General features: G+C 67.5%; 18 protein-coding genes. 10 read left to right on the forward strand and 8 right to left on the reverse strand.

Annotated elements, in window-relative coordinates:
• The first annotated feature begins 10 nt into the window (after window positions 1-10).
• Window positions 11-301, forward strand: coding sequence for a LysR substrate-binding domain-containing protein (locus BX604_RS13320; protein WP_098551200.1), 291 nt, complete (start codon window positions 11-13; stop codon window positions 299-301).
• A gap of 60 nt (window positions 302-361) precedes the next feature.
• On the opposite strand, the gene BX604_RS13325 is transcribed toward BX604_RS13320, so the two are convergent.
• Window positions 362-1,438 carry a GlxA family transcriptional regulator gene (locus BX604_RS13325; RefSeq protein ID WP_098551201.1) on the reverse strand — a complete coding sequence of 359 codons (1,077 nt, stop codon included), beginning with the start codon at window positions 1,436-1,438 and terminating at the stop codon, window positions 362-364.
• Window positions 1,439-1,698: 260 nt separating this feature from the next.
• On the opposite strand from BX604_RS13325, the gene BX604_RS13330 reads away from it, so the two are divergent.
• The 8 genes from BX604_RS13330 to BX604_RS13365 all read left to right on the forward strand — a co-directional run bounded on the left by BX604_RS13330 (window position 1,699) and on the right by BX604_RS13365 (window position 10,667).
• A complete protein-coding gene (locus BX604_RS13330; protein WP_098551202.1) occupies window positions 1,699-3,084 on the forward strand; it encodes an L-serine ammonia-lyase in 1,386 nt (461 codons plus the stop codon).
• A gap of 15 nt (window positions 3,085-3,099) precedes the next feature.
• Complete coding sequence (locus BX604_RS13335; RefSeq protein WP_006480591.1) at window positions 3,100-4,344, forward strand: sarcosine oxidase subunit beta family protein; 1,245 nt, start codon at window positions 3,100-3,102, stop codon at window positions 4,342-4,344.
• A gap of 25 nt (window positions 4,345-4,369) precedes the next feature.
• Entirely contained in the window at window positions 4,370-4,684 is a 315-nt protein-coding gene (locus BX604_RS13340; protein WP_023476365.1) for a sarcosine oxidase subunit delta, read from the forward strand.
• The gene (locus BX604_RS13345) at window positions 4,681-7,692 is read left to right on the forward strand and encodes a sarcosine oxidase subunit alpha family protein (protein WP_098551203.1); all 3,012 of its coding nucleotides are present in this window, start codon (window positions 4,681-4,683) and stop codon (window positions 7,690-7,692) included. The genes BX604_RS13340 and BX604_RS13345 overlap by 4 nt, the downstream gene beginning before the upstream one ends.
• Entirely contained in the window at window positions 7,682-8,311 is a 630-nt protein-coding gene (locus tag BX604_RS13350) for a sarcosine oxidase subunit gamma (protein WP_098551204.1), read from the forward strand. Before BX604_RS13345 ends, BX604_RS13350 begins: the two co-directional genes overlap by 11 nt.
• Window positions 8,308-8,748 carry a dihydroneopterin aldolase gene (locus BX604_RS13355; RefSeq protein ID WP_096501943.1) on the forward strand — a complete coding sequence of 147 codons (441 nt, stop codon included), beginning with the start codon at window positions 8,308-8,310 and terminating at the stop codon, window positions 8,746-8,748. Before BX604_RS13350 ends, BX604_RS13355 begins: the two co-directional genes overlap by 4 nt.
• Window positions 8,749-8,997: 249 nt before the next feature.
• Entirely contained in the window at window positions 8,998-9,315 is a 318-nt protein-coding gene (locus tag BX604_RS13360; protein ID WP_096501941.1) for a helix-turn-helix domain-containing protein, read from the forward strand.
• Window positions 9,315-10,667, forward strand: a complete 1,353-nt coding sequence (locus tag BX604_RS13365) for a HipA domain-containing protein (RefSeq protein WP_098551205.1) — start codon at window positions 9,315-9,317, stop codon at window positions 10,665-10,667. The genes BX604_RS13360 and BX604_RS13365 overlap by 1 nt, the downstream gene beginning before the upstream one ends.
• Before the next feature lie 70 nt (window positions 10,668-10,737).
• On the opposite strand, the gene BX604_RS13370 is transcribed toward BX604_RS13365, so the two are convergent.
• Window positions 10,738-11,850 carry an alkene reductase gene (locus tag BX604_RS13370; protein WP_098551206.1) on the reverse strand — a complete coding sequence of 371 codons (1,113 nt, stop codon included), beginning with the start codon at window positions 11,848-11,850 and terminating at the stop codon, window positions 10,738-10,740.
• Between the two features lie 168 nt (window positions 11,851-12,018).
• On the opposite strand from BX604_RS13370, the gene BX604_RS13375 reads away from it, so the two are divergent.
• Window positions 12,019-12,894 (forward strand): LysR family transcriptional regulator, encoded by an 876-nt coding sequence (locus tag BX604_RS13375; protein WP_098551207.1) that lies wholly within the window; start codon window positions 12,019-12,021, stop codon window positions 12,892-12,894.
• Between the two features lie 25 nt (window positions 12,895-12,919).
• Here BX604_RS13375 and BX604_RS13380 read toward each other — a convergent pair whose 3' ends face one another.
• The 6 genes from BX604_RS13380 to osmF all read right to left on the reverse strand — a co-directional run bounded on the left by BX604_RS13380 (window position 12,920) and on the right by osmF (window position 18,042).
• The gene (locus BX604_RS13380) at window positions 12,920-13,306 is read right to left on the reverse strand and encodes a lysozyme inhibitor LprI family protein (protein WP_143748022.1); all 387 of its coding nucleotides are present in this window, start codon (window positions 13,304-13,306) and stop codon (window positions 12,920-12,922) included.
• A gap of 25 nt (window positions 13,307-13,331) precedes the next feature.
• Window positions 13,332-14,000 (reverse strand): lytic transglycosylase domain-containing protein, encoded by a 669-nt coding sequence (locus tag BX604_RS13385; protein WP_098551208.1) that lies wholly within the window; start codon window positions 13,998-14,000, stop codon window positions 13,332-13,334.
• Between the two features lie 244 nt (window positions 14,001-14,244).
• Window positions 14,245-15,012, reverse strand: a complete 768-nt coding sequence (locus tag BX604_RS13390) for an ABC transporter permease (protein WP_098551209.1) — start codon at window positions 15,010-15,012, stop codon at window positions 14,245-14,247.
• Window positions 15,009-15,947: an ABC transporter ATP-binding protein gene (locus tag BX604_RS13395; protein ID WP_098551210.1), complete on the reverse strand. Its 939-nt coding sequence runs from the start codon at window positions 15,945-15,947 to the stop codon at window positions 15,009-15,011. The genes BX604_RS13390 and BX604_RS13395 overlap by 4 nt, the downstream gene beginning before the upstream one ends.
• On the reverse strand, window positions 15,944-17,122 hold the full coding sequence (locus BX604_RS13400) for an ABC transporter permease (protein WP_098551211.1): 1,179 nt from the start codon (window positions 17,120-17,122) through the stop codon (window positions 15,944-15,946). The genes BX604_RS13395 and BX604_RS13400 overlap by 4 nt, the downstream gene beginning before the upstream one ends.
• Window positions 17,119-18,042 carry a glycine betaine ABC transporter substrate-binding protein OsmF gene (osmF, locus tag BX604_RS13405; protein ID WP_098551212.1) on the reverse strand — a complete coding sequence of 308 codons (924 nt, stop codon included), beginning with the start codon at window positions 18,040-18,042 and terminating at the stop codon, window positions 17,119-17,121. The genes BX604_RS13400 and osmF overlap by 4 nt, the downstream gene beginning before the upstream one ends.
• Window positions 18,043-18,161: the final 119 nt, after the last annotated feature.

The raw sequence follows: 18,161 nt of genomic DNA on the forward strand, positions 1-18,161 counted from the left end.
CGCGTGCGCCATGCGCCGTGCCGGCGACGAGATCGGCCGGTTGCAGGGCGGCCTGACCGGCAAGGTGTCGATCGGCGTGCCGGGCAGCATGGCGCTGGCGGCGATCCCGGCGGCGTTGCAGCGGTTTCGCAACACGATGCCGGGCGTCGACGTCGAGATCGCCGAACTTGCGATCGAATTGCAGGCGGCCGGCCTGCTCGGCAGCTCGCTCGACTTTCTCGTCACGCATGCGCGGATCGACCCGCGGCTCGATTGCGGTGCGCTGAGGACGACGCGACGACGCCGCCCGGTCACCCGGTAACGGGGCCGGAAGGGCCGGTCCGCCGGTGCTCGCACGCGGATGCGGCGGCGGCGTTCGCCGTCAGTCGACGATGTCCTCGGCCGCGTCGAGCGCCGCCGGGTCGGCTGCCGCATCCGGTGGCGCGCTTTCCCCGCCGCGCTCGCGATAGGTCGCCGGCGGCACCCCGAACTGCTTGCGGAATTCACGCCCGAGGTGCGACGCGTCGGCGAAACCGCAGCTCGACGCGATATCGGCGACGGTGCGGTCGGAACTCGTCAGCAGCCACGCGGCCGTGCGCAGCCGCACCTGCTTCGCGAACGCCTGCGGGCTCTTGCCCGTCTCGGCCTTGAACAGCCGTTCGAGCTGGCGCGTCGACATGTCGAGCTTGGCCGCGAGCTCCTCGAGCGGCAGCGCGCGCCCGACATGCTGTTCCATCAGAAGAATCGCGCGCTTGACCTTCGGGTGCGTGGCCGGCTCGAGGCCGGGCGGATGCGGTTGCGGCGCATTGCCTTTCTGCATCTCGCCGACGAGCAGGATGCGCAGCGCCTTCTGCACCGTCGCATGGTCGAAGTGGCGCAGCAGGATCGCGGCGGCGACGTCGATCGACGCGCGGCCGCCCGAACACGTGATCCGGCGCCGGTCGATCACGAACAGCCGGTCGGCGATCAGCAGGTCGGGATCGGCGCTCGGGAAGCGCTCGATGAAATCCCAGTAGTGGAACCAGCTCACGCAGGTGCGGTAGCCGTCGAGCACGTTCGCGCGCATCAGCGTAAACACGCCCGTGCAAATCCCGACGACCGTCGCGCCGCCCGCCGCCGCGCGGCGGATGAACTGGAGCGTTTCGGGGCCGGCTTGCGGCCCCGAATGCAGCAGGCCGCCCACCACGACCACGTAGTCGAACGGCTCGGCCGCATCGAAGGTTTCCCACGGCGTGATCTGGATCCCGCAGCTCGCGCGCACCGGCGCGAGCGTTTCGCCGATCACGCTCCACGCGCAGCGCACGGGCTTGCTGTAGTCGCCGTCGTCGGCCGACAGCCGCAGCATGTCGACGAACCCCGAGAACGCGGTCAGCGTGAAATTCGGCAGCAGCAGGATGCCGAAGCGAATGCGCTGCGGCGCGGGTTCGGCGAGGGGGGAAGCGGGTACGTCGGGTGTCATCGCGGTAAATCTCGTCACGCCGGGCAGGCGGGTCTCACTCGTTTCACTCTGTTTGGGGGCACGGCGGCCGGGGTGCGCATACGCCGGCGACTTGTGCTTTTGCGTCGCGAACCATCGTCAAAACGTACTTTCGGACCGTCCTTTTCGGGGCTTGGCGGCGGTATCCCACGCCGATGCCGTTTTTGTTCTATCGGCCAATTTTACGCTTTGATGTACTGATGCCAACGACATTTCACGTACGCCCACCCAGAGGAAGTCAGATGAACGTCAGCGCGTTCGACCTGTTCAAGATCGGCATCGGCCCGTCCAGTTCGCACACGGTCGGCCCGATGATCGCCGCCTGCCGCTTCGCGTCGCATATCGAGGACGCGAACCTGCTCGGCTTCGTGCGCCGCGTGCGGGTCGAACTATACGGCTCGCTCGGTGCAACGGGCAAGGGCCACGGTACCGACAAGGCCGTCTTGCTCGGTCTCGAGGGCCATCTGCCCGACACGATCGATCCGGACCTGATCGAGCCGCGGCTCGCGGCGATCCGCGCGGAGAAGTCGCTGTCGCTGCTCGGCAAGCAGACGATCCGCTTCGACGAGAAGGAAAACATCGGCTTCTATCGCAAGCTGATGAGCGGCACGAGCATCGTGCATCCGAACGGGATGCGCTTCCAGGCGTTCGACGAGCACGGCCAGCTGCTCGTCGAGAAAGAGTATTACTCGGTCGGCGGCGGCTTCGTCGTGAACCGCGACGGCGATCGCGTGAACGGCGTGCGTGCGGCGGCCGAAGTGCCGTATCCGTTCCGCACCGGCGACGACCTGATGCGCCAGTGCCGCGAACACGGGCTGTCGATCGCCGAACTGATGCTGCGCAACGAAAGCGCGCTGCGCTCGGCCGACGAGGTGCGTGCCGGGCTGCTCGCGATCTGGCGCACGATGGCCGCCTGCGTCGAGCGCGGCTGCAAGGTCGAAGGCGAACTGCCGGGCCCGATGCGCGTGAAGCGCCGTGCGGCCGAGATGAACGGGCACCTGCGTGCGCGTTCGGAAGAGTCGCTGCGCGATCCGCTGTCGATGCTCGACTGGGTCAACCTGTATGCGATGGCCGTCAACGAAGAGAACGCCGCGGGCGGCCGCGTCGTCACCGCGCCCACCAACGGCGCGGCCGGCGTGATTCCCGCCGTGCTGCACTACTACGTGAAATTCGTGCCGGGCTCGAGCGAAGCCGGGATCATCGAATTCCTGCTGACGGCCGCCGCGATCGGGATCATCTACAAGGAAACCGCATCGATCTCCGGTGCGGAAGTCGGTTGCCAGGGCGAAGTGGGCGTCGCGTGCTCGATGGCCGCCGCCGCACTCGCCGCGGTGATGGGCGGCACGCCCGACCAGGTCGAGAACGCCGCCGAGATCGGCATGGAGCACAACCTCGGCATGACCTGCGACCCGGTCGGCGGGCTCGTGCAGATTCCGTGCATCGAGCGCAACGCGATGGGCGCGATCAAGGCGCTGAACGCGTCGCGCATGGCGCTCAAGGGTAACGGCCAGCACTACGTATCGCTCGATTCGGTGATCAAGACGATGCGCGAGACGGGTGCCGACATGAAGACGAAATACAAGGAAACGTCGCGCGGCGGTCTTGCCGTGAACGTCATCGAATGCTAACGAAGGATCACTAACATGAGCCGCTACTCGATATTCAGCCTGTTCCGCAACGGCCTCTCGTATCACGAGAACTGGGAAAAGCAGTGGAAGAGCCCGGAACCGAAGAAGGAATACGACGTCGTGATCGTCGGCGGCGGCGGCCACGGCCTCGCGACCGCGTATTACCTCGCGAAGGAGCACGGGATCACGAACGTCGCGATCCTCGAGAAGGGCTGGATCGGCGGCGGCAACACCGCGCGCAACACGACGATCGTGCGCTCGAACTACCTGTGGGACGAATCGGCCGCGCTGTACGAGAAGGCGATGAAGCTGTGGGAAGGGCTGTCGCAGGATCTCAACTACAACGTGATGTTCAGCCAGCGCGGCGTGATGAACCTCGCGCACACGCTGCAGGACGTGCGTGACACCGAGCGTCGCGTGAACGCGAACCGGCTGAACGGCGTCGACGCCGAATTCCTGACGCCCGCGCAGATCAAGGAAATCGAGCCGACGATCAACCTGAACAGCCGCTACCCGGTGCTCGGCGCGTCGATCCAGCGCCGTGCGGGCGTCGCGCGTCACGACGCGGTGGCCTGGGGCTTCGCGCGCGGCGCGGACCGCGCCGGCGTCGACATCATCCAGAACTGCCAGGTGACGGGCATTCGTCGCGAAGGCGGCGCGGTGGTCGGCGTCGATACGGTGAAGGGCTTCATCAAGGCGAAGAAGGTCGCGGTGGTCGCGGCCGGCAACACGACGACGCTCGCCGACATGGCCGGCGTGCGCCTGCCGATCGAAAGCCACCCGCTGCAGGCGCTGGTGTCCGAGCCGATCAAGCCGGTGGTCAACTCGGTGATCATGTCGAACGCGGTGCACGCGTACATCAGCCAGTCCGACAAGGGCGACCTCGTGATCGGCGCGGGTATCGACCAGTACACGGGCTTCGGCCAGCGCGGCAGCTTCCACATCATCGAAAGCACGCTGCAGGCGATCGTCGAAATGTTCCCGGTGTTCTCGCGCGTGCGGATGAACCGCCAGTGGGGCGGCATCGTCGACGTGTCGCCGGACGCCTGCCCGATCATCACCAAGACCGACGTGAAGGGCCTGTATTTCAACTGCGGCTGGGGTACCGGCGGCTTCAAGGCGACGCCGGGCTCGGGCTGGGTGTTCGCGCACACGATCGCACGCGACGAACCGCATCCGCTGAACGCACCGTTTGCACTCGACCGCTTCTACACGGGTCACCTGATCGACGAACACGGCGCTGCCGCGGTCGCGCACTAACCCCCGCACTGAAGGAGAAACAAACATGTTGCTGATCGAATGTCCGTGGTGCGGGCCGCGCGCCGAATCCGAGTTCACGTGCGGCGGTGAAGCCGACATCGTGCGCCCGGTGGCGAACGAGACCATGACCGACCGCGAATGGGGCGAGTACGTGTTCATGCGCGAGAACAAGCGCGGGCTGCACAAGGAGCAATGGCTGCACACGCAGGGCTGCCGCCGCTGGTTCAAGGTCACGCGCGACACGGTGACCTACGATATCAAGGGCTACGAAAAGTTCGGTGGGGCTGCCATCAGTGGCGCTGCTGCCGGCAACGCACACGAAGAGGGCACGAGCAAATGAGCCAGAAAGACCGCCTCGGCACCGGTGGCCGCATCAATCGCGCGATTCCGTTGACGTTCACCTTCAACGGCCGCACGTATCAGGGCTTCCAGGGCGACACGCTCGCGTCCGCGCTGCTCGCGAACGGCGTGCACTTCGTCGCGCGCAGCTTCAAGTACCACCGTCCGCGCGGGATCGTGACGGCGGACGTCGCGGAACCGAATGCCGTCGTGCAGCTCGAAACCGGCCCGTACACGGTGCCGAACGCGCGCGCGACCGAGATCGAGCTGTACCAGGGCCTCGTCGCGACGAGCGTGAACGCCGAACCGTCGCTCGAGAACGACAAGTACGCGATCAACCAGAAGCTGTCGCGCTTCATGCCGGCGGGCTTCTACTACAAGACGTTCATGTGGCCGCGCAACATGTGGCCGAAGTACGAAGAGAAGATCCGCGAGGCCGCCGGCCTCGGCAAGGCGCCTGAAGTGCTCGACGCCGATCGCTACGACAAGTGTTACGCGCACTGCGACGTGCTCGTGGTGGGCGGTGGCCCGTCGGGCCTCGCCGCCGCGCATGCGGCCGCCACGGCCGGCGCGCGCGTGATCCTCGTCGACGACCAGCGCGAACTCGGCGGCAGCCTGCTGTCGTGCCGCGCGGAAATCGACGCGAAGCCGGCGCAGCAGTGGGTCGAGAAGATCGAGGCCGAACTGCGCAAGCTGCCCGACGTGACGATCCTGTCGCGCAGCACCGCGTTCGGCTACCAGGACCACAACCTGGTGACGGTCACGCAACGCCTGACCGATCACCAGCCGGTGTCGATGCGCAAGGGCACGCGCGAACTGCTGTGGAAGATCCGCACGAAGCGCGTGATCCTCGCGACCGGCGCGCACGAGCGTCCGATCGTGTTCGGCAACAACGACCTGCCGGGCGTAATGCTGGCGGGCGCGGTGTCCACCTACATCCATCGCTTCGGCGTGCTGCCGGGCCGCAACGTGGTCGTGTTCACGAACAACGATCGTGCATACCAGACCGCGCTCGACCTGAAGGCCTGCGGTGCGAAGGTGACGGTCGTCGATTCGCGCGCATCGTCGAACGGTGCGTTGCCGGCGGCGGCAAAGCGGCAGGGCGTGACGGTGATGAGCGGTGCGGTCATCACCGCGGCTTCGGGCAAGTGGCGCGTATCGTCGGTCGACGTCGCGTCCTACTCGAACGGCAAGACGGGCAGCAAGATGCAGTCGCTGCCGTGCGATCTCGTCGCGATGTCGGGCGGCTTCAGCCCGGTGCTGCACCTGTTCGCGCAGTCGGGCGGCAAGGCATGCTGGAACGACGAGAAGGCGTGCTTCCTGCCGGGCAAGCCCGTGCAGGCCGAGGCGAGCGTCGGGGCGGCCGCGGGCGAGTTCGGTCTTGCCCGTGCGCTGCGACTCGCGCTCGACGCGGGCGCCGAAGCGGCGAAGGCCGCGGGCTACACGGCCGCGCAGCGCCCCGTCGCGCCGCAGGTCGCTGAAACCGTCGAAGGCGCGCTGCAGCCGTTGTGGCTGGTCGGCAGCCGCGAGGCCGCGCCGCGCGGGCCTAAGCAGTTCGTCGACTTCCAGAACGACGTGGCCGCCGCCGACATCCTGCTGGCCGCGCGCGAAGGTTTCGAGTCGGTCGAGCACGTGAAGCGCTATACGGCGATGGGCTTCGGCACCGATCAGGGCAAGCTCGGCAACATCAACGGGATGGCGATCCTCGCACAGGCGCTCGGCAAGACGATTCCTGAAACGGGCACGACGACGTTCCGCCCGAACTACACGCCGGTGTCGTTCGGTACGTTCGCCGGCCGCGAAACGGGCGACTTCCTCGACCCGATCCGCAAGACGGCCGTGCATGAATGGCACGTCGAGCACGGTGCGATGTTCGAAGACGTCGGCAACTGGAAGCGCCCCTGGTATTTCCCGAAGAACGGCGAGGATCTGCACGCGGCCGTGAAGCGCGAATGCCTCGCGGTGCGCAACAGCGTCGGCATCCTCGACGCGTCGACGCTCGGCAAGATCGACATCCAGGGTCCGGACGCAGTGAAGCTGCTGAACTGGATGTACACGAACCCGTGGAACAAGCTCGAAGTGGGCAAGTGCCGCTACGGGCTGATGCTCGATGAAAACGGCATGGTGTTCGACGACGGCGTGACGGTGCGCCTCGCCGACCAGCATTTCATGATGACGACCACCACCGGCGGCGCGGCGCGCGTGCTGACGTGGCTCGAGCGCTGGCTGCAGACCGAATGGCCCGACATGAAGGTGCGGCTCGCGTCCGTCACCGATCACTGGGCGACGTTCGCGGTGGTCGGCCCGAAGAGCCGCAAGGTCGTGCAGAAGGTGTGCCAGGACATCGACTTCGGCAACGAAGCGTTCCCGTTCATGAGCTACCGCAACGGCACCGTTGCAGGCGCGAAGGCGCGCGTGATGCGGATCAGCTTCTCGGGCGAACTGGCCTATGAAGTGAACGTGCCGGCCAATGCGGGCCGCGCGGTGTGGGAAGCGCTGATGGCAGCCGGTGCCGAGTTCGACATCACGCCGTACGGCACCGAGACGATGCACGTGCTGCGCGCGGAGAAGGGCTACATCATCGTCGGCCAGGATACCGACGGGTCGATCACGCCGTACGACCTCGGGATGGGCGGCGTCGTCGCGAAGTCGAAGGACTTCCTCGGCAAGCGCTCGCTGTCGCGCTCGGATACGTCGAAGGAAGGCCGCAAGCAATTCGTCGGCCTGCTGACCGAAGACGAACAGTTCGTGCTGCCGGAAGGCGCGCAGATCATCGCGAAGGATACCCAGGTGTCTGCGACCGATCCGACGCCGATGCTCGGCCACGTGACGTCGAGTTATTACAGCCCGATCCTGAAGCGCTCGATTGCGCTGGCCGTGGTGAAGGGCGGTCTGAACAAGATGGGCGAGAGCGTCGTGATTCCGCTGGCCAACGGCAAGCGCATCACCGCGAAGATCTCGAGCCCGGTTTTCTACGATACGGAAGGGGTGCGCCAGCATGTGGAATGAAACGAGAAACCAGACGCCGGTGGCGGGCGCGGGCGTGACGCTTGAATCGCCGTTCGTCGGCGCGGCCGATGTGCTGAAGCTGCACCAGGCGCGCGTATCGAAGAAGTTCACGCTGCGCGAGCGGCCGTTCCTCGATCTCGTGAACGTGCGCGGCGAGCTGAGCGACCCGGCCTTCGTCAGCGCGTTCGAGCGCGTGGTCGGCTGCCAGCCGCCCGCCGCGCCGAACACGGTGGCGCGCAGCGCGGAATACGACGTGCTGTGGCTCGGTCCGGACGAGTGGTTCGTGCGCTCGAACGGGCCGGTGCAGGCCGGCGTGCTCGAGGGCCTGCTCGCGGAGGCCGTGCAAGGGCTGTATGCGGCGGCCGTCGACGTCGGCAGCGGCTACACGGTGGTGGAAATCAGCGGCGAACGCGTGCGTGACGTGATTGCGCGCGGCTGCCCGCTCGATCTGCATCCGCGCATGTTCAAGCCGGGCCAGTGCGCGCAGTCGCACTACTTCAAGTCGCCGATCACGCTGATCCCGACCGGCGACGATACGTTCGAGATCGTCCTGCGTCGCAGCTTCGCCGACTATTTCGTGCGCATCATGCTCGACGCCGCGGCGCCGCTCGCATCATGAAGCCGTTCGACGAACCGTTCGTGGCGATCGAATCGCCGCGCCTGCGCGGGCGCGGCTGGAGCGTGTTCGTCGACGAACTGAAGGTGCCCGCGCGGATCGGCATCCATGCTCACGAGCACGAGGCGCCTCAGCCGATCGTGATCGATGCGCGGCTCGGGTATCGCTGCGAGCCGAGCGAGCAGGGCGAGTGGATCGACTACGACGGCTACTGCGCGCGTCTCGCGTCGTTCCTGTCGCACAAGCCGCATACGCGGTTGCTCGAAACGCTGGTCGCCGACATCGCGGTGCTGTCGTTTCGCGAATGGCCGGCGCTGGAGTCGCTGACGCTGTCGGTGTACAAGCCGAAGATCCGGCCGGGCACGAAGCGCGTCGGCGTGTCGCTCGACTGGACACGCGGCGATTACCTGCGGTGGACGGGGGCGGCGGGGCAGTTGTAGGCAGAGGGGGCCGGATCGGTGCAGGTGATCCGGCGACCGGGCGGACACGGCGGCGCGGATGCGCCGCCGTGTTCGTTTATAGTTCCTGAAATATGCGATCAATAGGTTGCTGCTGCCTGTTCGGGTATTTATTCCTGAAATAGCAGAATTATCGACGGCCGGGCCTGCGAGCCACTATAATTCCGATATTCTCGCAACTATGCCGGTCGCCCGCTGGCGTCGGCGCTTTGTTCCTGAAACTCCGGAATTATGGCCCGTACCTTACCGCAACCCATCGCCACCCCCGATCCGCTCGCCTCCGACCTGGCCGCACTCGGCGCGCTCGTGCGCAACCGGCGCGCGCAGGCCCGGATGCGGATCGACGATGCGGCCGATATGCTCGGCGTGTCGAAGGATGTGCTGTCGCGGCTCGAAAACGGCCGCGCGGTGAGTCTCGACAAGCTGTTCAAGGTACTGGACGGCTTCGGCCTCAATCTGCTTGTCGTGCCGAAACGCGATGTACAGACGGCGCGCAGCGTATTGCACGATCAGGCGACGATACGCGCCGGCTCGTCCGGGGGCGCGTGATGATTCATCGCCTGTGCATTTCGGCCGACGGCTCGCCGGTCGGGCAGTTGACTTACGATGCCCGCCGCAACGACTACGGTTTCTCGTACGATCCGACGTGGCTGGCGCGCGGCGATGCGTTTGCGTTGTCGCCGAGCATTCCGCTCGACGTCGGCACGCCGCCGGAGGGGGCAATCCAGCGCTTCGTGGGCAACCTGCTTCCCGAGGGCCGCGCACTCGACGTGGCCGCATCGATGTATCAGATATCGAAGGACAACGTCTTCGGCCTGATCCGGATGCTCGGCAAGGAGCCCGTCGGCGCGTTGAGCTTCGTCCCGGCCGACGGCTCGTCCGCGCGAGCGCCTGACACCCTCGAACCCGTACGGCGACCGATCTCGGCGGAAGAGTTGACCGACCGTATCCGCAAGCGCGATGCGATTCCGTTTTCCGTCTGGGACGATCGGGTACGCCTGTCGATCGCCGGCCATCAGGACAAGCTGCAGGTGCTCGTCGAAGGGGAGCGGTATGCGCTTGTCGACGGGGCGCTCAGCAGCTCGCATATTCTGAAGCCGGAATCGCGCAGCCCGAATGCGCCGTTCATGGTGGCCAACGAGCATTTCTGCATGACGCTGGCGCGCCACATGGGAATGCCGGTCGCGCATGTCGAGATCCGGCGCATTCCCGAACCGATTCTGCTGATCGAACGATTCGACCGGCTCGTGACGACCGAACCGGGCGATCCGCAGCGCGTGAGCGCGGTGCGGCGATTGCATGTCATTGATGGATGCCAGGTCCTCGACTTGCCGGCGACGCTCAAATACGAACGCAATCTCGGCAACAGCGAGGATGTCCGCAATATCCGCGAAGGCGTGAGCTTCGAGAAACTGTTTTCGCTGACACCGTCGCTCGAGACGCCCGCCGCCGCACGTTCAATGATGTTGCGCTGGGCGCTGTTGCAATGGCTGATCGGCAACAGCGATGCACACGGCAAGAACATTTCGTTTTTCGTCAGCAGCGGCGGGCTCGATCCGGCGCCGCTTTACGATCTGGTGTGCGTGAACGTATACGGCGACGCTTACGTGCAGGACATGGCGATGGCCTACGGGGATGTGTTTCGCATCGAGGAACTGACCGCTTTCGCGCTCGCGGACTTCGCGCATCGTGCGCAGATCCGGCCGGCGCTCGTTGCGCGTGAAATGACGCGGATGGCGGCGCTGGCTGCGAAACTGGCGCCCGGGCTGGCGGAGTCGGATGTTTATGCAGGCGACGAGCGTGCGTGGGTGCATCGTATTTCGGAATACGTGCGTGCTCAGGCCGAGCGCATCCTTCGCATTGCGCCCATGGTACCCAAGGTCGACGTCGCGCTGCTCTGATCTCGCGCTTCACCGACCATCGCCGCGATACTGATCCAGCATGTCACGGCGATGGCCCGAAGCGACGCCGTCACCCGGCAACCACGCCGCTCAACGCCGGATAGTCGACATACCCGCGCGCATCGCCGCCGAAGAACGTGTCGCGCTGTGCGTCGTTCAGCGGCGCCCCCGTCTTCACGCGCGTCACGAAATCCGGATTGGCGAGCACCATCTGGCCGTACGCTTCGAGATCGGCCACGCCCGCCGCCACGTCCGCGCCGATCGCGTCGCGCGCGCGGCCCGGGCGATTCAGGATCAGCGTGCCGTGCCAGCGCTCGCGCAGGTCCGCGAGCAGCGCCTCGTCGCCCTGGTGCATCACGTGCAGATACGCGAGGCCGAGCGCGTCGAGCCGCGTCGCCAGATGGCGGTACAGGTCGGCGCTGTCCGGGCCTTCGTCGATCCCCCACAGCGTGGTGCCCGGCGACAGGCGGATCGCGGTGCGATCCGCACCGATCTCGTCGGCGATCGCGGCGGCAACCTCGATCGCGAACCGCGCGCGATTCTCGATCGACCCGCCGTATTCGTCGGTGCGCGTATTGGCGTTCGGCGCGAAGAACTGCTGGACCAGATACCCGTTCGCACCGTGAATCTCGACGCCGTCGGCGCCGGCCTCGATCGCGCGTCGCGCGGCGAAGCGGAAGTCGTTCACGGTGTCGCGCACTTCGGCGGTCGTCAGCGCGCGCGGCGCCGGGATGGCCTGCATGCCCGTCGCGGTGAACATCGGCACGCCCGGCGCGACCGCCGACGGCGCGACGCCCGGGCGATGATGCGGCGTGTTGTCGGGGTGCGACATGCGGCCGACGTGCATCAGCTGGATGAACAGCCGCCCGTCGCGCGCATGCACGCGGTCGCTGACTGCCTTCCAGCCGGCGACGTGCGCATCGGTATAGATGCCGGGCGTCGTCAGGTAGCCCTGGCCGTCGTCCGACGGCTGCGTGCCTTCCGTGACGATCAGGCCGAGGCTCGCGCGCTGCGCGTAGTACTCGGCCGCCCATGCGCCGGGCGTGCCGTCGAACGCGGCGCGGCTGCGCGTCATCGGCGCCATGACCAGGCGGTTGTGCAGCGTGTAGCGGCCGACGCGGACCGGGGCGAACAGTTGCGGCGCGTCCTGGCCGGCGCGGACGGGAACGAATCGTTGCTTCATCGCGTATTTCCTCATCGAAGGTGGGGGCGGCACCGGCGTGATGCCGCCTCGGGCGATGGCCGGGCCTGTCGCTCCGGTTTCGCCGCCATGCCCGTATCATCCATTGCTCCTTTTATGAGATAAAGCGGGTATCGTGGAGCACATTGATCCATTGATGGAGCAGTCAGCATGGAGTTGCTGAACGACATGGCGCTGTTCGTGGAAGTCGTGAAGGCGCGCGGCTTTCGCAGTGCCGCGCAGGCGCTGGGCATGCCGAACTCGACGCTGTCGCGGCGGATCGGCGCGCTGGAAAAGGCGATCGGGCTGCGGCTGCTGCATCGCACGACGCGCCGCATCGAGCTCACGGAGGCCGGGCAGCTGTATTTCGAGCGCTGCAAGCGCATCGTCGACGACGCGCGGCTCGCGCACGAGCAACTGGGCGAATGGCTGGCCGAGCCGACCGGCGTGCTGCGCGCGTCGTTTCCGGTCGATTTCGCGGTGCTGTACCTCACGCCGCTGATCGTCGAATTCGCGAACCGCTATCCGCAGTTGACGTTCGACTTCGAGCTGACGTCGCGGCGCGTCGACCTGGTCAGCGAGCCGTTCGACGTCGCGATCCGGATGGGCGAATCGGCCGATTCGCAATTGGTCGCGCGGCGGCTCGCCACGTTCCGCAATCACCTGTATGCGTCGCCGCGCTATCTCGAGCGGGCGGGCGAGCCGCGCGAGCCGGACGACCTGCGGCGGCACGAATGCCTGAGCGTGCGGCGCAACGACGTGTGGGTGCTGAACGACGGCAGGCGCCGGGTCGAGGTGCCGGTCGGCGCACGGTACAACGTGAACAGCGTCGGCATGATCCGGCAACTGGCCGTGCACGAGGGCGGGATCGTCCGGCTGCCGGAGGCGGTGGTGGCCGACGACGTGGCTGCCGGCCGGCTGCGCCGCGTGCTGCCTGGGTGGGAGGGCGCGCCGGTGCCCGTCTATGCGATGACGGAAACGCGCCTGCTGCCTGCGAAGACGCAGCACTTCATCGCGTTTCTGCGCGCGCATTTCGCACGCGAATGACGGGCGTGGCGCGTCGTCCCGCGGCTCAGGGCGACGCGTCCAGCTGCGCGTCCCACTTCTTCAGGATGCGCACGCGCGCGTCGCTGAAATCGACCCAACAGTTCATCCACGCATCGTCCGGAATCATCCGCTGCGGATTCGCGGCTTTCACGTAGTCGCAGGTGTCGCCGGCGAAGCGGGTCCAGCTCGCCTGCGATTTCGCGAGCTGGCTGGCCGCATCGGGGTTGCGTCGCTGGAGCTTGCGCTGGAGCGACCGGTACGCCCGGTCGACTTGCTGCTCGCGCGTGTCGAGCACGCAGCGGCGCACGGCTTCCATCGTCGGCCCCTGTTGTTCGCAGTCGACGGCGGCGAATGCCGCGACGGAATGGATCGTCAGCGCGGCGATGACGAGCAGGCGGACAGGGTGGCGCACGGGCGAGCGAACAGGAAAGCGGTGCTTACTTCACGTTGCGGGCCGTGGCGGGCGCCGCGGTCGACGGATCGCTGACCGGCACCAGATGCGCTCTGCCGTCGGCGGCATGTTGCGTGCCGTCTTCGGCGTCGAGCACGAACCGGAACGTGTCGACGCGCTGCATCACCTTCGCCGCATACGCATTCGATCCGCCGTAGCTCTTCAGCCCGGCCTGCACGTTGCCGCCGGCCGCCCGCACGTAGCCCGACAGGATGGCGGAACCGGCCTCGACGTTGGCGTTCGGCTCGGTCAGGTCCTTCACGTTGCGCAGCAGGCCGCGGTGCGCGGCCGGCACGACCTGCATCAGCCCGGTCGCGCCATGCTGGCCGCGTGCCTTCTCCTGGAAGCGCGATTCGATCGAGATAATGGCGTAAACGAGTGCCGGAGGCAGCGAATATTTCGTCGCAGTGACGCTCACGATATCGGCGAGCTTCGCGGCCCGTTCTTTTGCGACGCCGAATTTCTTCGTCAAGTAGGACGTGATGCGACGGTTTGCTTCGTTCGGCTGATCGTTCGCGACCGGTGCGGACGCATCAATCGGCGCGGACGCGACCGCTTCCGGCGCGGGCGCAGGCAGCACGGCGGCCTGCTGCGCCGAGGCCTGCTGCGCAATGCCGAGCGAAAGCACGATCAGCCAGAAAAACCGTCGTCGCATGGTGAAGGGCAGGGAAATGGGAGGCGCATAGTATATCGACCAATCGCGGCTTGCGTTCGAGCGCGGCTTCGAATGAAAGCGCGGTGTAGGTTTGTGATGCGCCGGGCAGGGTGTCGCACGCAGTCGTTGCACAAACACGCATCGGAGTCCGGACGAACCAGGGTGAACGGATTTCCGCTCGGATCCCCTTTTTCGCGCACGAGTGTCCGCGGCTGCACGAGGCTCACGCCGCCATCGGCTATTTTTACGTGTGCCGCGCACTCGCCATTCGCGCAAGCGCACCGATCGCATCGCTGACCAGCACCGCGAGCAGCCCGACGATCACGCCGCCCTGCAGCACGAACGCGGTGTTCGACGTCTGCAGCCCCGCGATGATCACGTCGCCGAGCCCGCGTGCGGCGACCGTCGAGCCGATCGTCGCGGTGCCCAGATTGATCACGACCGCGAGCCGGATGCCGTTCACGATCACCGGAAACGCGAGCGGCAGCTCGACCGACACCAGTTGCTGCCAGCCGCTCATCCCCATCCCGCGTGCGGCGTCGACGACGTCGCGCGGCACGTCCTCGAGCCCCGCGATCGTGCTCTCGAAAATCGGCAGGAGCCCATACAGAACGAGCGCGATCAGCACGGGCTTCAGTCCGAAGCCGACGGCCGGCACCGCGAGTGCGAGCACGGCGACCGGCGGAAAGGTCTGGCCGATGTCGACGACGCTGCGCGCGACCGGCAGAAAATCCGCGCCGGACGGCCGCGTGACGGCAATGCCGGCCGCGACCGCGAGCAGCGTGCCGATCAGGCTCGACAGTGCGACGGTGCCGAGATGCGCGAGCGTGAGGTCGAGCAGGCTCGCGCGATCGTAGATGACCGGCGCGCCGTTGTCCGCGAACGGCGCGAATACGCCCTGCAGCCATGCGGGGCGCAACAGCAGCACGAGCAGCAGCGCAACCGCGGCGGCGCGCGCCACATAGGCGGGCAGCCGCCGGGGCAGCGACCGTCGTGCAGCGTGCGCCGTCATGCGGGCTTCCTCGCATGCGCACGGATCGCGTCGAGCGTGATGCGGCGCGTGCCGCGCCCGTTGCCGTCGTCGACGGGGAGTGTGTCCGTCCCGCGCCACAGCAGCTCGGACACCGCATCGCGCAGCGTGCGGGTCGCGGCGATCGGCTCGCCGTCCGCGTGGCCGGGTTCGGCCACCGCGTCGATCGGCGTCAGCGCGAGCAGGCGCAGCGGCCGGTCGACGCCCGCGACGAGCTGTTCGACGACGCCCGCCGCCGGCTTGCCGAGAATCTCGGCGGGCGACGCGACCTGCAGCAGCCGGCCGCCATCCATTACCGCGATCGTGTCGCCGAGCTTCAGCGCTTCCTCGATATCGTGCGTGACGATCACGACCGTGATGCCGAGGCGGCGCTGCAGTGCGTACAGATCGTCCTGCGCCTTGTTGCGGATGATCGGATCGAGCGCGCCGAACGGCTCGTCCATCAGCAGCATCGCGGGCTCCGCCGCGAGTGCGCGCGCGACGCCGACGCGTTGCTGCTGGCCGCCCGACAGCTCGTGCGGGAGCTTGTCCGCGAATTCGGACGGCGCGAGGTGAAACAGTTCGAGCAATTCGCGCACGCGCGCGTCGATGCGCGCGGCCGGCCAGCCGAGCAGGCGCGGCACGGTCGCGATGTTGCGTGCGACGCTCCAGTGCGGAAACAGGCCGTGCCCCTGGATCACGTAGCCGATGCGCCGCCGCAGTTGCTCGGGCGGCACGCTCGCGGTGTCCACGCCGTCGATGCGGATCGTGCCGCTCGTCGGCGCGATCAGCCGGTTGATCATCCGCAGCAACGTCGACTTGCCGCTGCCCGACGCGCCGACGAGCGCGGTGATCGTGCCTTGCTGCATCGTCAGCGACACGTCGTCGACGGCGGCGACGTCGCCGAAGCGTTTGCCGATGCGTTCGATTTCGATCATGCGGTACGTCCCTTCGCGAGCGTGGTCGCGGCTTCGAACACGACGGCGGCCGCCAGCGCGAGTGCGATCGTCGGGATCGCGCCGAGCAGCACGAGATCGGCGGCCGATTGCCCGATCCCCTGGAAGATGAAGGTGCCGAACCCGCCGCCGCCGATCAGCGCGGCGACCGCGGTCAGCCCGATGTTCTGCACGAGCACGATGCGCACGCCGCTCAGGATCACCGGCAGCGCGAGCACGAGGTCGACGCGCAGCAGCCGCTGCACGCGCGTCATGCCCATCGCGCGCGCCGCTTCGCTCACGTGCTCCGGCACCTGCGCGAGCCCGACCACGACGCTCGACGCGATCGGCAGCAGCGAATAGAGGAATAGCGCGAGCGCGGCCGGCGCGACGCCGATCCCGCGGATGCCGAGCGCGGCCGCGAGCGGCACGCGCGCGGCGAGCAGGCCGAGCGGCGCCATCATGAGCCCGTACATCGCGATGCTCGGGATCGTCTGCACGATATTGAGCACCGGCATCACGACGGTGCGCACCGGTGCGACGCGCGCGCAGGCGATGCCGAGCGGCAGGCCCGCGACGAGCGCGGCCGCGACCGAGCCGCCCGCGAGCGACACGTGGCGGATCGCTTCGCGCCAGAAGTCGTCGCTGCGCACCGCGTATTCGCGCATCACGGAAAGGCCGTCCCACCCGCCGCTCGCAAGCGGCACCGAAATCGCCGCGATCGCGACGACGAGCGCGGCGAGCCGGCGCCACGGGCCGAACGCGAGCCGCGCGAGCGCGTCGGCGACGAGCACCGCCCAGGCGAACAGCAGCAGCCACACGCCGGCGGCGGGCGACACGCGCGCGAGCATGTCGTCGGGGGCGACGATGTGCGTCGCCCCCGCGCCGAGCGCATACGCAAGCGTCGCGAGCCACGCGCAGCCGGCCGCGAGTCGCCATGCCGGGCGGCTCGCCGTCATCGCCCACAGCGCGCCGACGATCCACAGCGCAGCGAGCGCGGCGCCCTGCATCGCGGGCAGCGCGGCGAACACCGACAGACCGGTGCCGGCCGCGATGCGGTTCGGGCGCAGCACCATGAACGGCAGGCCGAACACAGCGACGATCGTCAGTACGCCGATCAGGATGCCGACCTTGTCGAGCGTCACGCGCCGCGCGGACACCGCCGCGCGATCCGTCATTGAATGAAGCCCTTCGACTTCAGGTAGCTCTTGGCTACGCCGGCCGCGGGCTCGCCGTTGATCTGGATGCGCGCGTTCAGCATCTGCAGCGTCTTCAGGTCGAGGCTGGCGAACACGGGCTTCAGATAGTCGGCGATCTGCGGATGCGCCTTCAACACGGCTTCCCGAATGACCGGCGTGGGCGCATAGACGGGCTGCACGTGCTTGTCGTCGTCGAGCACGACGAGGCCGCTCGATGCGATGCCGCCGTCGGTGCCGTACACCATCGCCGCGTTCACGCCGTCGGTCTGGTTCGCGGCGGCCTTGATCGTCGCGGCCGTGTCGCCGCCGGACAGCACGACGAGCTGGTCGGGCTTCAGCTTGAAGCCGTAGGCCTTCTCGAACGACGGCAGCGCGGACGCGCTGTTCACGAATTCGGCCGATGCCGCGAGCTTCACCTTGCCGCCGCTCGCGACCCACTTGCCGAAGTCGGAGAAGGTCTTCAGATGCTGCGACTGCGCAACCGGCGCGAGCACGGCCACGCCCCACGTGTTGTTCGCGGGCGCCGGTGCGAGCCAGACGAGATGGTTCGCCGCGTAGTCGAGCTTCTTCGCGGTGTCGTAGCCTTGGGCCGCGTTCTTCCACACGGGGTCGTCGGCCTTGTTGAAGAAGAACGCGGCGTTGCCCGTGTATTCGGGGTAGATGTCGATCTCGCCGCTCGTGAGCGCCTTGCGCACGATCGGCGTCGCGCCGAGCGCGATTTTTTCGGTGACGGGGATGCCGTGGGCCTTCAGCACTTGTGCGATGACGTTGCCGAGCAGGTTGCCTTCGGTGTCGATCTTCGACGACACCACGACGGGCGTGTCGGCGTGCGCGCCGGGTGCCACGACAGCGGCGGCGAACGCGAGGCCCAGTATCCGGGCGGGCAGGGCGAGCTTCATCGGGGCCAATCTCCAGAACGGGGACGTACGCCGAAAGTTACTTGACTGAGTCGGCTTTGGCAAACCGCGTGAGGCGGCGCGTCCACAGCGCGCGTGGGGATAACCCGCGCGCGTCACGC

This window comes from Burkholderia sp. JKS000303, assembly GCF_002563755.1.
In the GTDB taxonomy this organism is placed as follows: Bacteria; Pseudomonadota; Gammaproteobacteria; order Burkholderiales; family Burkholderiaceae; genus Burkholderia; species Burkholderia anthina_B.

Bases quoted from the DNA above. Each gene is read 5' to 3' on its own strand.
- BX604_RS13340 (WP_023476365.1), top strand. From the start codon at position 4,370: ATGTTGCTGATCGAATGTCCGTGGTGCGGGCCGCGCGCCGAATCCGAG.
- osmF (WP_098551212.1), bottom strand. From the start codon at position 18,042: ATGAAGCTCGCCCTGCCCGCCCGGATACTGGGCCTCGCGTTCGCCGCC.
- BX604_RS13390 (WP_098551209.1), bottom strand. From the start codon at position 15,012: ATGACGGCGCACGCTGCACGACGGTCGCTGCCCCGGCGGCTGCCCGCC.
- BX604_RS13385 (WP_098551208.1), bottom strand. From the start codon at position 14,000: ATGCGACGACGGTTTTTCTGGCTGATCGTGCTTTCGCTCGGCATTGCG.
- BX604_RS13335 (WP_006480591.1), top strand. From the start codon at position 3,100: ATGAGCCGCTACTCGATATTCAGCCTGTTCCGCAACGGCCTCTCGTAT.
- BX604_RS13345 (WP_098551203.1), top strand. From the start codon at position 4,681: ATGAGCCAGAAAGACCGCCTCGGCACCGGTGGCCGCATCAATCGCGCG.
- BX604_RS13370 (WP_098551206.1), bottom strand. From the start codon at position 11,850: ATGAAGCAACGATTCGTTCCCGTCCGCGCCGGCCAGGACGCGCCGCAA.
- BX604_RS13395 (WP_098551210.1), bottom strand. From the start codon at position 15,947: ATGATCGAAATCGAACGCATCGGCAAACGCTTCGGCGACGTCGCCGCC.
- BX604_RS13355 (WP_096501943.1), top strand. From the start codon at position 8,308: ATGAAGCCGTTCGACGAACCGTTCGTGGCGATCGAATCGCCGCGCCTG.
- BX604_RS13360 (WP_096501941.1), top strand. From the start codon at position 8,998: ATGGCCCGTACCTTACCGCAACCCATCGCCACCCCCGATCCGCTCGCC.
- BX604_RS13400 (WP_098551211.1), bottom strand. From the start codon at position 17,122: ATGACGGATCGCGCGGCGGTGTCCGCGCGGCGCGTGACGCTCGACAAG.
- BX604_RS13330 (WP_098551202.1), top strand. From the start codon at position 1,699: ATGAACGTCAGCGCGTTCGACCTGTTCAAGATCGGCATCGGCCCGTCC.
- BX604_RS13325 (WP_098551201.1), bottom strand. From the start codon at position 1,438: ATGACACCCGACGTACCCGCTTCCCCCCTCGCCGAACCCGCGCCGCAG.
- BX604_RS13365 (WP_098551205.1), top strand. From the start codon at position 9,315: ATGATTCATCGCCTGTGCATTTCGGCCGACGGCTCGCCGGTCGGGCAG.
- BX604_RS13350 (WP_098551204.1), top strand. From the start codon at position 7,682: ATGTGGAATGAAACGAGAAACCAGACGCCGGTGGCGGGCGCGGGCGTG.
- BX604_RS13375 (WP_098551207.1), top strand. From the start codon at position 12,019: ATGGAGTTGCTGAACGACATGGCGCTGTTCGTGGAAGTCGTGAAGGCG.
- BX604_RS13320 (WP_098551200.1), top strand. From the start codon at position 11: ATGCGCCGTGCCGGCGACGAGATCGGCCGGTTGCAGGGCGGCCTGACC.